The 14,739-nt window shown below is 34.5% G+C and carries 10 protein-coding genes and 1 tRNA gene; 5 read left to right on the forward strand and 6 right to left on the reverse strand.

The features are described 5' to 3' along the window. Window positions 1-874 precede the first annotated feature (874 nt). Window positions 875-1,249, forward strand: coding sequence for a DUF5330 domain-containing protein (locus ACFINE_RS00235; protein ID WP_375620668.1), 375 nt, complete (start codon window positions 875-877; stop codon window positions 1,247-1,249). Between the two features lie 108 nt (window positions 1,250-1,357). Beyond that, complete coding sequence (locus ACFINE_RS00240; RefSeq protein WP_375611146.1) at window positions 1,358-1,768, forward strand: SufE family protein; 411 nt, start codon at window positions 1,358-1,360, stop codon at window positions 1,766-1,768. Between the two features lie 98 nt (window positions 1,769-1,866). On the opposite strand, the gene ACFINE_RS00245 is transcribed toward ACFINE_RS00240, so the two are convergent. Beyond that, complete coding sequence (locus tag ACFINE_RS00245; protein WP_012754848.1) at window positions 1,867-2,304, reverse strand: MucR family transcriptional regulator; 438 nt, start codon at window positions 2,302-2,304, stop codon at window positions 1,867-1,869. 855 nt (window positions 2,305-3,159) lie between these two features. On the opposite strand from ACFINE_RS00245, the gene ACFINE_RS00250 reads away from it, so the two are divergent. Further along, window positions 3,160-5,253 carry a S9 family peptidase gene (locus ACFINE_RS00250; protein WP_375620669.1) on the forward strand — a complete coding sequence of 698 codons (2,094 nt, stop codon included), beginning with the start codon at window positions 3,160-3,162 and terminating at the stop codon, window positions 5,251-5,253. 82 nt (window positions 5,254-5,335) lie between these two features. Here the strand turns inward: ACFINE_RS00250 and ACFINE_RS00255 are convergent, their stop codons facing one another. Next, window positions 5,336-5,938 (reverse strand): superoxide dismutase, encoded by a 603-nt coding sequence (locus ACFINE_RS00255; protein WP_375620670.1) that lies wholly within the window; start codon window positions 5,936-5,938, stop codon window positions 5,336-5,338. A gap of 881 nt (window positions 5,939-6,819) precedes the next feature. Between ACFINE_RS00255 and ACFINE_RS00260 the strand changes: the two genes are divergently transcribed. Further along, window positions 6,820-6,894 (forward strand) — tRNA-Gln (locus ACFINE_RS00260). A 231-nt stretch (window positions 6,895-7,125) separates the two neighbouring features. Here the strand turns inward: ACFINE_RS00260 and ACFINE_RS00265 are convergent. The 3 genes from ACFINE_RS00265 to ACFINE_RS00275 are packed head-to-tail and all read right to left on the reverse strand — an operon-like array spanning window position 7,126 to window position 10,572. After that, window positions 7,126-7,590 carry a toxin-activating lysine-acyltransferase gene (locus ACFINE_RS00265; RefSeq protein ID WP_375620671.1) on the reverse strand — a complete coding sequence of 155 codons (465 nt, stop codon included), beginning with the start codon at window positions 7,588-7,590 and terminating at the stop codon, window positions 7,126-7,128. Then, window positions 7,590-8,915, reverse strand: a complete 1,326-nt coding sequence (locus ACFINE_RS00270; RefSeq protein WP_375620672.1) for an HlyD family type I secretion periplasmic adaptor subunit — start codon at window positions 8,913-8,915, stop codon at window positions 7,590-7,592. The genes ACFINE_RS00265 and ACFINE_RS00270 overlap by 1 nt, the downstream gene beginning before the upstream one ends. Further along, entirely contained in the window at window positions 8,905-10,572 is a 1,668-nt protein-coding gene (locus tag ACFINE_RS00275; protein ID WP_375620673.1) for a peptidase domain-containing ABC transporter, read from the reverse strand. Before ACFINE_RS00275 ends, ACFINE_RS00270 begins: the two co-directional genes overlap by 11 nt. 254 nt (window positions 10,573-10,826) lie before the next feature. Here ACFINE_RS00275 and ACFINE_RS00280 point away from each other — a divergent pair, with 254 nt between their 5' ends. Then, complete coding sequence (locus ACFINE_RS00280) at window positions 10,827-11,660, forward strand: hypothetical protein (protein WP_375620674.1); 834 nt, start codon at window positions 10,827-10,829, stop codon at window positions 11,658-11,660. Window positions 11,661-13,598: 1,938 nt separating this feature from the next. Here the strand turns inward: ACFINE_RS00280 and ACFINE_RS00285 are convergent. Further along, window positions 13,599-14,384: a DUF1499 domain-containing protein gene (locus tag ACFINE_RS00285; RefSeq protein ID WP_375620675.1), complete on the reverse strand. Its 786-nt coding sequence runs from the start codon at window positions 14,382-14,384 to the stop codon at window positions 13,599-13,601. Window positions 14,385-14,739: the final 355 nt, after the last annotated feature.

The raw sequence follows: 14,739 nt of genomic DNA on the forward strand, positions 1-14,739 counted from the left end.
CAAGAGTTCTTATCAACGTTTATTCATTTTATTTTATACAAATCTTTAATGTGTATAAAGAGAGCACCAAATGATTAGCATTCAAGATCATTTTGGTGTTTGCAAACTACATTATCACATATAATTATCTAAACAATAATGCCACGTTATTCTTCATTTTGGGGCATATGTTTGCCTATTATTTAAAATAAAATTGAAAATATTTGCCTATAACGCTAAAAAGATGACAATCATTATCTATTCTTTATAATTTACATATAGATGGTTACTTATCCATAAACGGTTTGGTAATAATAATTATCTCTTAATATTATTATATTTTGGTATAAATTCCTTCTATTAAATAATTTTCATAAGTATTAATTAAATTGATCTTTACAATGTTATAGAAAAAACTGGCTTGAGATGTAATCATAAGAGATGCAATTGTTTTTTGATGTTTTTATCGACAGGTTGACCATTTTCATAACATTTCAGTAAAAATTTTATAGATAATATAAATATTTTATCGACACTAGAGTCAGAATAACAGAGTTTACTCTTTTTAGCCTTTTCAACTAAGCTAAGATGGTGGACTATTATTTAAAATAATTATGTACACAACATGATTATCTTTCTCATTTTTTATCATAGTATGTTCATTAACATGATCAGCTTGTAAGTGTATAATTTTGATGTTATTTTTTTACTGAATAGACAATGTATCCCATTTTATACAGCGGAATTGTGCCATATTTATAAAAAAGCCAATGATATAGATCCAATACATGAATACTCAATTTTATAAAAAACACATTTTATAAATTGTTTATAAAGCAACAGTGTATAAAATGCTCCTTTTATTGTATTTACCACTGCGGTACATTGATTGTCCATGATACGTTTTTTAATCAAATTATCATTTTTTTTATTTTTTATTTTTGTCATTATTTCATTTTTTGTAGCAGATCCAAGCAGTAACCATTCTTCTAGCCCCCAAAATAATGAGACAACAACGAGCGATGTGATTATTGCTTTTAAGGAAGCCTTAAATGACTTAGGCGCATTTTGTGACCGTAATATAAAAACCTGCAAATTAGGAAAATCCTTTTTAAGTTCACTTGGCGAGCGCGCATATTACGGTGCAAGAGCTGCTTATGAATATTTAGGGAACATATTAGGAAAAAAAATGATATCAGAGACTTCCCCTAATGTTTCTTACAAAATCGAAATACAAGAGTTCTTACAAAACCATGCAATGTTATCTTGAAATAAGGATTTTTAACGTTCTTCGTGTTATTTATGTTAGGAAGAATAAATATTTATTTTTTATAAGTGTATTCAAGAATGATTATTCAAACGAAACAGGACTAAAATAATGGCGGAAACAATCGGTAATATTATAGAGAACTTTTCGCTTTTGGATAATTGGGAAGATCGTTATCGTTATGTCATCGAGCTTGGCTATGAATTGCCACCTTTTCCAGAAAGCGCTCGAAATGATGCTCACAAAGTTCCTGGTTGTGTTAGCCAAGTGTGGCTTTTATCTTCACGTAATAACTCAAAAGATCCAATATTGACGTTTCAAGGTGATTCCGATGCTCATATTGTGCGTGGACTCATTTACATACTTCTTGCTTTTTATTCAGGCAAAAAAGCTTCTGAAATTCGCAATTCTGATGCTCAAGAGCTCTTTGAAAAACTTGGTTTAAATGAAAATCTTACACCACAACGATCAAATGGTTTGAAATCAATGATTAAACGGATTCGTAACGAAAGCTATATGTAATCCCCTTGGTAGAAATTGCTATATATACAAAAGCTTCACACAAAACATGTATACTAAAATCAACTTTATACACGAAACCATTTTTTCGCAAAATAAGATTATTTAGTTTTTTTCCGTTTGCTTTTGCGTCCAAGCCCCATTTCTTTGGCCAAAGCCGATCGTGTTTTTGCATAATTAGGCGCCACCATAGGATAAGAACTATCTAACTGCCATTTTTCACGATATTCTTCTGGCAACATTCCATAATGTGTCATGAGATGACGCTTTAGAGATTTAAACTTCTTTCCATCTTCAAGGCAAATGAGATAATCAGGAAATACTGAACGCTTCGGATTAACGGCAGGCCTTTGTTTTTCAACTTCGACTTCTGTTAACTCTAGATTCCCTGCTTTACGAAAAGCAGCATGGACATCAGCAATTAAACTTGGCACTTCAGTCGGTCGAATAGAATTATTACTCACGTAGGCAGCAACAATATCAGCAACCAATGTAATAACTAAATTGCTTTCAGTCTCTAAGACTGCACGATGTTCCATTCTTGTTTCCTTTAATTTAAAATTGAGTAATTCAAAATCGAGATATAGTGCATATACTCATGATATAAAGATCTCATGCACATGAGTTTCATATTGTACAAAAATCTTTTTTGTCAATTCAATTATTCTATAAAATTGCCAAAACACAAAAAAATCAAATAAATACCCATTTTTTGTCATAATATACAATAAGAAAAACGAAATTATTACATGCTAAAATATATTTTTAGCCTATAACATATCATACATAATATATAATACATCACAAATATAAAAAAATATATGATAAAATTTATTTATTTTTTTTGAGAACGTAAAAATAAAATTACTAATTATAAAAATATAATATATAAATTATTATATTTTATTTTGAATAATTATATTTTAGTAAGTTTATTTTTAATAAGTTTTAAATTTGTTTTTATTGTTTATATTTATAAAATTTAATAATAAAAAACATGATATATTATAAAAATGACATAATAGTATTACTTTTAATATAAAACTACTCATTAAAAGGAGATAGGATATTTTTATTTTTTATACAGTAATAATAATATTTTAGATATATTTATTCCTCTCTGTAAAATTATGCGATTATACTGTTTCAAAAAAAATCAATTCTTTTTCTAATAGTTTAATTGTTTTACCAGTCACTTTCATTATAAAAGTGGTGTTATATCCCTAGAAAACAATAGCTGTGATATGTAATGAACAGAAAGGTATTAGTTTTAAAAATTATCATGGTGCTATTTTTGCAAGTGAATAGAACTTATAGATTTTTACACTTGCATCAATCATTGTGATTCTAACATATAAACGAAGCTATTAACATATTTTAATATAGGATTGTGTATGACTCGCACTTTTGCAATTCCTCCCAAAGCATCTAGAATCACTCATAAGGAAATATATCATGGTATTTTTCGTGATGATCCCTATCATTGGCTACGTGCGTCTAACTGGCAAGATGTTTTTAAAGATCCTAACTGTCTTGATCCCAATATTCGACATTATCTTGAAAAAGAAAATGCTTATCAATCAGCTCAAATGGCTGATACAAAACCATTACGAGATTTGCTTTTTACCGAAATGAAAAACAGGATCCAAGAGAATGATAGTTCTGTTCCTATAAAACATGGTCCTTTTGCTTACGGATTCTCTTATGTTACCGGAGGCCAACAACCACATTATTTTCGGACACCAAGGAATGGCGGAGAAAAAAACGTGTACCTTAATGGTGATGTCTTGGCAGAAGGCAAAGAATATTTTAAATTTGGTTCAGTTCAAGAATCTCCTGACCATACACATGTGGTATGGACCTATGATGACAAAGGATCAGAGTTCTATACAGCTAAAATTCGTAATTTTGAGACATTGTCTGACTGTACGGACACAATTACTGATACATCTGGTCAAATTGTATGGGATGCTAGGTCTGAAGGTTTTTTCTATACTAAGATGGATAAAAACCACCGACCTTCAGAGCTCTATTATCACCAATTAAACACAGATCAATCACAAGATAAGCTTATTTTTCGTGAAGACAATCCAGGTTTTTTCTTAGATGTAAGCGGTTCTAAGCTTAATGATGTTATTTATATTAATATTCATGATCATGAAACATCCGAGATCTGGTTAATTCCTGCTGAGGCGCCTTTTACTGTTCCCCAATGTGTACGGAAACGACAAAAAGGTATTGAATATTCACTTACAGAGGGTGGTGATGTCTTTTATATTCTAACCAATTTAGATAATGCAAAAGATTTCAAAATTATGGTAGCGCCATATACATCTCCACAATCAGAAAATTGGTCTGAGTTTATCCCACATCAGCTTGGGTGCCTAATATTATCCCATGATGCTTATCAAGATTTTCTTGTCTGGATCGAACGTTTTGAGGGGCTTCCACGTATAAAAGTAATGGAACGTACCACTAAACAAGTTAATTCCATCGCTTTTACTGAAGAGGCTTATTCTTTAGGTCTGCAAGGAGTTGCTGAATATAACAGTCCAACTATTCGTTTTTCCTATTCGTCTATGACAACACCTGATCAAGTGTTTGATTATGAGATGAAAAATTGTAAACGAATGCTTTTAAAAACGCAAATAATTCCCTCTGGGCATAATAAAGATGCATATGTAACACGACGTATTACAGCAATAGCAGACGATGGTGAGAAGATTCCTATTTCACTTTTTTACCACAAAAACACTCCCCTTGATGGTGGTGCGCCTTGTCTGCTTTACGGTTATGGTGCTTATGGGATTTCTATTCCTGCCAGTTTCAATAGTAATGTACTTTCTCTAGTGAACAGAGGTTTTATTTATGCCATTGCTCATATTCGCGGAGGAAAAGAAAAGGGAGTAGAATGGTATGAGAAAGGAAAACATCTCTTTAAGCACAATACATTTACAGATTTTATTGCTTGTGGGCGTTATCTTGTAAACAATAAATTTACTTCTCACGACCGGCTGATTGCTCATGGTGGTTCAGCAGGGGGGATGTTGATGGGAGCTATTGCCAATATAGCTCCACAGGATTTTGCTGGGATCGTAGCGAATGTGCCTTTTGTTGATGTTTTAGCGACAATGTTAGATGCTTCATTGCCACTCACACCTCCAGAATGGGCCGAATGGGGGAATCCTCTTGAATCAGAAGAAGATTATAAGCTTATTGCTTCCTATTCCCCTTACGATAATGTCAAAGCTCAAAACTATCCCCCTATACTTGTGATGGCAGGATTAACAGATCCTCGTGTAACTTACTGGGAGCCTGCAAAATGGGTGGCAAAATTACGAGACCTAAAAACAGACGATAATGCAGTTTTATTACGTATTAATATGGATTCAGGGCACGCTGGTGCAGCTGGACGTTTTTCAAAGCTAGAAGAAGTTGCCTATATCTATGCATATATTCTAAAGATAGCAGGAAAAGACTTTTGCTAATCCATAATATCTCTGTATGAAAGTCTCCGATAATTTATTGGATTATAGAGACTTTCATACACTAAAAAATTATTGAGACAGTTTAAAATTCACATTCTTCATAAAGTTTCAAAACATAGTCCCAATTAATTAAATGGTCTACAAAGGATTCGAGGTACTTCGGTCGAGCATTGCGGTAATCAATGTAATAGGAATGTTCCCACACATCAACACCCAAAATAGGGCAAGCGTTGTGCACTAAGGGATTTTCACCATTAGGCGTTTTCATAATTTCAAGCTTGCCATCTTTAACAGCAACCCACGCCCATCCAGAACCAAATTGGGCACTAGCAGCAGCAATAAAATCAGCGCGGAATTTGTCGTAACCACCTAGATCAGCGTCAATAGCTTTTGCTAACTTTTCAGGAAGTTTTTGGCCACCACCATTTTTTTTCATCCAAAGCCAAAAGTGGTTATGATTGTAATACTGCGCTGCATTATTAAACAAACCAATATTTTTTCCAAAACTTTTTTTAACAATATCTTCAAGGCTTTCATTTTCTAAGCCTAACTCTTTCACAAAATTATTGGTGTTGGTAAGATAAGCGAGGTGATGCTTATCATGATGATATTCAAGCGTTTCGCGTGACATATAAGGCGAAAGGGCATCGTAATCATAAGGCAATGGGGGCAATTCAAAAGCCATTTAAAAATCTCCTCGATTCTAATTGTTAAGCTTATTTCATAAGCCTAATTTGCCATTTACCGCATTTAAAAGCAAATGTTGAATACCTAGTTTGTATGAAATTAGTTTTAATGTCTGTCTTTTTGTAAAAGAAGCTTTTAGGAAGTGTATATTCATCAATCAAAAAGGGTATTGGTCTACATAAAGATTGCTTCTGAAGATTTTTTTACATCTATGAGTGGGTAATAAATATCATTATCTTTTGAATAAAAAGTAAATGGAAATAGCGATTATTCCTTGTTTTGGTATCTCTATTTTTTCAAATACCATATAAAATTAAAATGTTTTTAATTTTTGCAAAACTTTTCCAGTTTATTGGTGTATCATAATGTTTTCAACAGAATATTAAGTGTTATTTTTAGGAAATATTTTTCAATGTGCTTGATTTCATTTTATGGTGCTACCCATGAATAATATAATGTAAAAATTAGTGGACATTACCATCTTTATGCTTAATGCAAGAGCACAGCAGCACTATCACACACTTACCGGTTGCCAATGTGGTGACAGCTTTTTTCTTAAATTGAGCAAGATGAGATTTTAATATATCAAGAAAAGTAAATCATATGCAAATTTATTAGATACATGAGTAAACTGCAAGATTTTCATTTTCTGTTCCTAGAAAATCAATACAAAGAGTAAAATAATTGATGGATAAATGGTTCCTACTTATATTAAAATCACAACTGTATATCAGTTTCTGCTACGAATTTGTATCGATGGCAATGCCATACAAAACTCAGAAATTTATGATAAAAAAGTAAAGTCTTTGATTTTCAGATATTGCGTCCAATCACAGGAATCGCTATAAGGTGCAAGAGTCGCTATAAAGCGTGTTTTTTTGGGGTATAGCCAAGCGGTAAGGCACCGGTTTTTGGTACCGGCATTCCCTGGTTCGAATCCAGGTACCCCAGCCAATTCTAGTGAAATTAGTTAATCAAATTTCAGCTTGAGAGTGGATCAATCCCCTTAACCGTCTGTTGCTATTCATAGCAAGTTTTGTAAGCTGAAAAACACCTATTTGTAGCGGGTTAGCTCTAAATATGGTAAGGTTCTCTTGCTATAGCTATCGCTTAAAGAGCTCTTTTAAAAGATTCTTTTCTATAAGACGAGGGGTAAATGATTGATGCGCACTTGCTTTAGAAAAACTATTTGGCTGGATTTTGCGCTCTACAGCAACACCAGCGTGCAATTTTTCGCATTCCACCATCTTCATTACGTCGTACAGCATAACAATAACGCTGATCAGGAAATATATTTCGTTGCATATCGCGTACAATATGAGCAGTATGGCCATAGGGTGCTACACAATCAATAAACCATACGTATTTTCCATTCTGCCAATTGGCATCAGGTAAAAATTCTCCCTTATCAAGCATAGATTGATGATTTTTCTCATCTAAAAAAGCCCAAGTGATAAAGGCACAAAATTCTCCACGTTCATTTTTATAGAGCTTGTATTGCCCAGTCTGTAAAGCTGGTCCTAAATTTCGTTCGATATCCCAGATTCGCCAGCGGCGGTATAAGGGAGATGTAAGCATTAAAACAACCATAGCTCCTAACGCTGTAAGAGGGTCTATGAATGATGGTGATGAATTTTCATTTACAGACATTATCTTTCCTTTAGAGATTGTTCTAAAACTTTGGTGATAGGTTCAAAGAAATAAGAAATGAGACGCCGTTTTGAGGTAATGACATCCGTTGCCACAGTCATGCCAGGGATAAATTTAAGATGTTTGTTATTCAAAGTGATGTGATCTTGGTCAATTTTTATTAAAACAGCATAGACACCATTAATTTCTTTATTATAGCGCGCTGTAGCGCCTACATTAACGACTGTACCGTGGATAACACCGAAACGTTCAGGTGGAAAGGCAGAAAACTTGATGTAAGCACGTTGACCCTTTTCTAAAAAACCAATATCTCGATTATCAAAAAACGCTTCAACAATGAGACCACCTGCATCAGGGACAATACGCATAAGCGTTTTACCAGCTTCTACAAAGCCGCCCAAAGTATGGATACTTAAATCATCGATACGTCCATCAACAGGCGCATAGAGTGATAAGTGGTCAAGATGGTATTGAGTGCTATCAAGCTTTGCTTTTAATCCTTGAAGATTCAGTTCTGTTTCACGCGAAAGTTGGCGATAGCGGGCGATTTCATCGGAAATGAGACTTTTCCGTTGTTGGCGAAGGGTATTGATTTCGGCGGCATTTTCTTCCAAACGTCTTTGATTGGTTAAAATTTCATGCTCGACATTTTTAAAATCATGTAAACGCTCTAAATAAACCGCTTGGCTGATGACTTTTGTTTCCATTAGGCTTTTTGCAGCCTTTAATTTTCCTTGGCTTAATTGACGATCATCTTCCAACCTATCTAATTGCGCATGTTGTGTTGCACCGCTGCGCTCGACGCGGTCCGCTTGTGCTTTTAGCGCTCTTAATTTATCTTGGAGAGATTGAAGGGCAGCGCTAATGAGTTTTTCCCCTTCTATTCTTGCAGTCGTGTTGCCAGAAGGAGGAACTGGCAGATAGGCAAGTCCTTTGGTCACAAAATCTTTATCCAAAGGATCACTTTCATGCAAAGCTGTTAAAATAGCTGTTGCGATTTGTGCTTGAAGGGTTTGTTGCGCGATATCTGCTTGAACACGTGCGCACTCATTGAGGGCTTCACGGGGATCTAATTGAATAAGGAGATCCCCTTGATGAACAAATTGCCCTTCTTTTACAAGGATTTTCTCAATGCGTCCTGTATTTTGCGCTTGGACCAGCTGAACGTAAGCGGTGGGAATAACACTTCCTTGCCCCCGTGCAACAATCTCTGTTTTTGCGATAAAGCTGCCGATCACAATAAAGAGAAATAAGGTGACCAAAACAGCAACAACCATATGAAGCGTTGGTGACAAAGGGCGCAAATAGGGAGCTTTATCTGCCATTTTTTGCCTCCAAATCAGTAAAGTTTAAGACGTTTGCATGCTGAGGAAAGAGGTCACTTTTGTGGGTAATAACAAGAACAATACGATCTTGTGAAAGTTTATATAAATGCTCAACAATTTGTGCACTGACAGTATCATCCAATGCGGAAGTAGGTTCATCCAAAATAAGCAGGCTTGGGTTTATCAGAAAGAAACAAGCCAAAGCCAAGCGTTGGCGCTGACCACCTGATAAAAAACCACCTTGCTCTCCTACTTGAGTATTGAGTCCTAGAGGCAACTGAGCAATCAAATCATGGCAAGCACTAACATATAGTGCAGAGTCGATTTCATCTTTAGTGGCATCTGGTTTTGCAAGAAGCATATTCTCAAGAATGGTTCCGGAAAAAAGGCAAGGATTTTGGGGAAAATACGCGATTGTGTCACGCACGCTACGGACATCAAAATTCTGTAAAGGTTGGGCGTTAATCAATATCTTTCCGCTTGTTGGGGGGTAGAGTCCACAAAGGAGCTTCGCCAAGGTTGTTTTTCCGCACCCTGAAGGACCAAGTAACATAATTGGTTGCCCAGGTTGTAAACAGACATCAAGATGATTGATAATGGACTTATCTCCATAAGAAAAACAGAGATCGTTGGCTTCAAGATGAGGAGGAGCACTGAGTTGAAGAGGCGGCTTTTCTTCTTCCCATTCTGAAGGGGAGTTAAGAATATCGCCCAAACGAAGACGAGAGATTTTCAAATGCTGCCATTCTTCCCATAGGGATGCAAGGCTTAAGATAGGACCAGAAACATTTCCAGCGAGGAGATGAAAGGCAATAAGTTGCCCTAGCGTAATCTGGTTTTGAAGAACTGCCTGAGCACCAAAAAAGATAATAAAAATAGTGAAAAGATCACCAAAAATATGGCTCATGGCTCCATTGAGAAGATGCAATTTACTGGTTGTAAGGCTTTGATCTAAACTACGGGCTAGAGTTTCTTGCATGCGTACCGTATGAGCAGCTTCTTTTACATGTGCTTTAATGGCTTCAAGATTGGTAAAACTTTCAATAAGGCGCGATTTATGGACAGCTTGCAGAGTGAAAGCACGGCGTAATTGGCGGCGCAAGAAGGGACCGACCAACGCTAAAGACCCCATTTGTAAAGGTAAAATGATAAGGACAATGAAGGTAAGTTTCGGACTAATGGAAAAGAGTGCAACAATATAAATAATGGCAAACAGAACATTTAGCACAGTTGTGGCGATGGTTCCTGTTAAAAAACCGCGAATTGTATCAACTTCTCCAATACGTGAAAACAATTCTCCTACTTGCCAACGGCGTAAAGTGGGCAAAGAGAGACTTAAAAGATGGGTATAAATGCGCCGTCCAAATTCTAACGTAAGCCGATTGGCTAAATAAGCACCTAAGTAGCCTGATAGAGTGCTAAGAGCTGTGCTAAACAGCATGATAGCAACCATCAAGACAACGATAGCATAGAGACTTTCAATACGCTGAAAAGGGAGAATACGGTCGATAATCGCTTGAAAAATAAAAGGATTCACCAAGCCCAGCAAACGCAAAACAACAGCAACGCAACTGAGTTCGATGACATAATAGATATATTTCTTTGTTGTTCTTGTAAACCAAGAGAATGATACAGGTTTTTCTTGTGAATGACTCATTTGAATTTATGATTTTATTTAAGAGAAAGAGCGATTGATGTCGCATATTTAAACAGTATTGTAAATAGTATTATATTTATACAAAATATACATTTTGTGTGAATATAATATAAACATAATGTATTTATTGTTTATACAGTATTTTTATTGTTATTTATACAAATTATATTTGACATTTTCTAAAATGAACAATAATGAATTTTCAACTGTATCGTTGTGATACAGTTATTTTTAATAATAAAAGGAGGATTTAAATGGGTAGTTCAAGCTCATCAAATGATTCAAGTAGTAACTCACATCCAAAAAGTTGGCTTTTTCCAGAAGATGATTATAGTACAGACGCTTATGCCCAAGCAGCAGGTACAGGAGGCATTGTAGGAGCAATATTAGGAGGTGGTGCTGGTGCAGCTGGAGGTTCTATTGCTGGACCAGGAGGTGCAGTTGCTGGCTTACTCGGTGGAGCAGTAAGCGGCGGAATAGGAGGAGCTGGTGATTCAAGTAGTAACTCACATCCAAAAAGTTGGCTTTTTCCAGAAGAAGATGATTGTAGCGCAGGCGCTCATGCCCAAGCAGCAGGTGCAGGTGGCATCGTAGGAGAATTAATAGGAGGTATTGCTGGTGCCGTTGGAGGTCTTTTTTCTGGACCGGGAGGTGTCGGTTCTGGCTTTGTCAATGGAGCAATAGGAGGTGGACTAGCAGGAGCTGGTGACGCTGTGGTAGATAAATACAATGCATGCTATACGGCACCAAGTTGTGAAACAAGCGATTATGTTGAAGCAGCTGTCATACACGGAGGCATAGGAGCAGCAAGTGGTGCAGTAATTGGTTTAGCAGCTGAAGGTGTTGGCGTTTTACCTGGAGCATTGGTAGGCGGATTAGGAGGAGCTGCTAACGGTTTGATAGATAAGTACAATGAATGCCATCCGAATCCAAGTTGTGAAGCAGGCGATTATGTCGAATCAGCAGCCATAAAGGGAGGCGCAGGAGCATTAATTGGTGCATTAGGTGGTCTAGGTGGAGCAGTAGCAGGCGGATTAGGAGGAGCTGCTAGCGGTTTAAAAGATAAGTACAATCAATGCCATCCGTAAAATGGAGGGAGGCTGTTTCTAATTTATTTAGAAAATAGCTAGTAAGATATTTCTGAGATCAGTGATATTGTAAACATACTTTAAAGCTATGGCTAAACTGATTTCAGGGATATTTTTGTGTGTGATAATAGATATTTTATTTTGGATTTTTTTTTGTTATGAATACTTTTACTGGCTCCTTAGTAACAGCAATTGTATTTGGACTTTGCATGTTTTTTTATAATAGATTTAAAGGTGAGAACTTGAGTATAAAAAGTACAATATTATCAACAATTATGTTTTTTATATTATATTATGCTGGAAATTTATTAGTTAAATATATGGGAATTTTATAAATATTGTTTATATATAAAATTATACTTAATTAAGTTAAGTTTATTATTTGAATTATACTCTATTGCTCTCTCTTAAATCATTCATAAAGTAGATGAAATTTCAGTCTGGATTTTTTTTATGCATACTTTTACTGGCTCTTTATTGGCAACGTTTATATATGGATTTTTAATGTTTTCTTACAATAGATTTAAAGGTAAGAACTGGAGTATAAAAATGGAAATATTATCAACAATTAGGTTTTTTATACTATATTATGCTGCAAATTTATTAATTGAATATACGGGAATTTTAAAATAATATAGAATTACGTTATTATCAGCATTTTATTATTTATCATAATTTATACATTTTACAAATTATATTTGATTTTTTTGCTAAATAGCATGCATCATCAGATGATTAAAGTAGTAACTCTCATCCCAAAAGTTGGCTTTTTCCAGAATAAGATGGTTGTAGCGCAGGCTCTTATGCTCAAACAGTAGGCACAGGCGGTCTCGTGGGAGCCCTTTATTAGGAGGAGGGGCTGGGTGCAGTAGCTGGTCTACCTAGAGTAGTAGGAGGCGGATTATTAGGAGCTGCCTATCGGTTTGATAGATAAGTACAATCAATGCCATCCGTAAAGTGGAAGAACACTGTTTCTAATTTATTTAGAAAATAACGATAAAGATATTTCTGAGATCAGTGATATCGTAAACATACTTTAAAGCTATGGCTAAACTGATTTCAGGGATATTTTTGTTTAAGACAATAGATATTTTATTTTGGATTTTTTTGTTATGAATAATTTTACTGGCGCCTTATTGGTAACGTTTATATATGGATTTTCAATTTTTTTTACAATAGATCTAAAGGTAAGAACTGGAGTATAAAAAGGAAAATATTATCAACAATTATGTTTTTTATATTATATTATTTTGGAATTTTATTAGTTAAATATATGGGAATTTTATAAAGATTGTTTATATATAAAATTATATTTAATTAAGTTAAGTTTATTATTTGAATTATACTCTATTGCTCTCTCTCTTAAATCATTCATAAAGTAGATGAAATTTCAGTCTGGATTTTTTGTTATGCATACTTTTACTAGCTCCTTAATGACAGCAATTGGATTTGGACTTTGCATGTTTTTTTACAATAGATTTAAAGGTAAGAACTGGAGTATAAAAAGGACAATATTAACAACAATTAGGTTTTTTATATTATATTATGCTGCAAATTTATTAATTGAATATATGGGAATTTTAAAATAATATAAAATCAAGTTGTTATATTATTTTAAAAATATAATTATAAGGTGTTATTTGTAGAGTTATTTATAAAAAATAAGTTATTATTTTTATATAATATTAAACTTTAAAAAATATTTACTGATTACAGTTAGACAGAGACTTTAATATTATTATCAATATTTCTGTTTTTTATTTCCTATTTTTTTAATCTTTTTCATTATTTCAAGCATGGGTTGTTTTGAGATTATTATCTTTTGTATAAGGATTATCAATTTATAGTTTTTGAAAAGTGATTGTTTGCTTATGTATCATGATTTATTGAAAAATAGGCAACTTTTATGAAATAAAATGCCTTATTTCTCTTAGATTGTTATTCATCGTCTTGTGAGAGAGGAAGTGAGGCGATTTCTGTATCAAGGGCATCCATAAAATCGATAATAAAAGCAGCATTCGTTCCCAAATCTCTTAGCAAATAACGAGAAGCAGAACGCATATCAACAAAAGTTGTATCCCCTTCATTGGTTAAGCGTATCACAATGTCTGAAATAAAACCAAGGTAAAAAGTTTTTGCCATTGTTTCAATATAAAGCGCATTTTCTTCACCTTTAAACTCTCGTTGAGCCACAACAGGCCAATCATAGGCTGCTAAAACATTAAGAACGGATTCGCGAATACGGTCAGGTGAGCCATCATAACGGCGCCCCGATATTTCTGGCCATTGTGACATCTGTATTGCTGCTTGTTCAGTCAAAACACTTTTGAGTGGTAAAGCATCGCTGGGACGTATTGTGCGAAAAAAAGCCGGTGGTCTTTGTGTATCGGTAGAAACGTCGTAAAGAGCCGGTAAGGTAAACCAAAGTCCAAAAAAGAGCATCAATGGTGTGGCTGTTATCAACGAATAAATGATCCCTTTTAAAGCTTTCATTCCCCCTAGAGCACCATAGACCCACAAACTATGAAGTGCTTTAATAGCCAGAAAAAGAGAAATAATTACACAGCCAGTAGAGATTCCGATCAAAATTATGAAGTCAGTTACGTTAATGACGGAAAAACGTTGTAAAATGACTGAAAATAATAAAATAAAGAACGACAATCCACCAAATCGAGGGGACCATACTGCTGCTCTTGAAACGAACCGAACATATCTCTTCTTCATGAAGTTTTTCCCCTCGATTGTAAACTATAAGCCAAGTTTTTTCAGAGTGCTATCTTACAAAAAGCTTCTGCTCATAAACCAAAAATAAAGCACTTATTTTTGAGGTCAAGGATGTGTAATGTCTTATAAGTTTCCAGCGGTTATTTTAGCACTTCATTGAAAGTGATCAGTATTTCTTCTATAATTTATCATGTCATTGATGCGAATTTTATGGGAATGTTTGTAAATAAAAAGAAATAAACTCAAATAACAAGTTCTACGGTTGTTAGCAGCATATATTTTTAGAACTTTACTCTTGATTTTTCTCTTCTAATGGCGAGGAGTTTTTTCTGTCAGATAATGCGTCTCAAATAGG

The sequence above is a fragment of the Bartonella sp. AA97HXZ genome (assembly GCF_042196985.1).
In the GTDB taxonomy this organism is placed as follows: domain Bacteria; phylum Pseudomonadota; class Alphaproteobacteria; order Rhizobiales; family Rhizobiaceae; genus Bartonella.

What these genes read in the sequence shown, in the direction of transcription:
- ACFINE_RS00235 (WP_375620668.1), top strand. Translation starts at nt 875, where the DNA reads ATGATACGTTTTTTAATCAAATTATCATTTTTTTTATTTTTTATTTTT.
- ACFINE_RS00240 (WP_375611146.1), top strand. Translation starts at nt 1,358, where the DNA reads ATGGCGGAAACAATCGGTAATATTATAGAGAACTTTTCGCTTTTGGAT.
- ACFINE_RS00245 (WP_012754848.1), bottom strand. Translation starts at nt 2,304, where the DNA reads ATGGAACATCGTGCAGTCTTAGAGACTGAAAGCAATTTAGTTATTACA.
- ACFINE_RS00250 (WP_375620669.1), top strand. Translation starts at nt 3,160, where the DNA reads ATGACTCGCACTTTTGCAATTCCTCCCAAAGCATCTAGAATCACTCAT.
- ACFINE_RS00255 (WP_375620670.1), bottom strand. Translation starts at nt 5,938, where the DNA reads ATGGCTTTTGAATTGCCCCCATTGCCTTATGATTACGATGCCCTTTCG.
- ACFINE_RS00265 (WP_375620671.1), bottom strand. Translation starts at nt 7,590, where the DNA reads ATGTCTGTAAATGAAAATTCATCACCATCATTCATAGACCCTCTTACA.
- ACFINE_RS00270 (WP_375620672.1), bottom strand. Translation starts at nt 8,915, where the DNA reads ATGGCAGATAAAGCTCCCTATTTGCGCCCTTTGTCACCAACGCTTCAT.
- ACFINE_RS00275 (WP_375620673.1), bottom strand. Translation starts at nt 10,572, where the DNA reads ATGAGTCATTCACAAGAAAAACCTGTATCATTCTCTTGGTTTACAAGA.
- ACFINE_RS00280 (WP_375620674.1), top strand. Translation starts at nt 10,827, where the DNA reads ATGGGTAGTTCAAGCTCATCAAATGATTCAAGTAGTAACTCACATCCA.
- ACFINE_RS00285 (WP_375620675.1), bottom strand. Translation starts at nt 14,384, where the DNA reads ATGAAGAAGAGATATGTTCGGTTCGTTTCAAGAGCAGCAGTATGGTCC.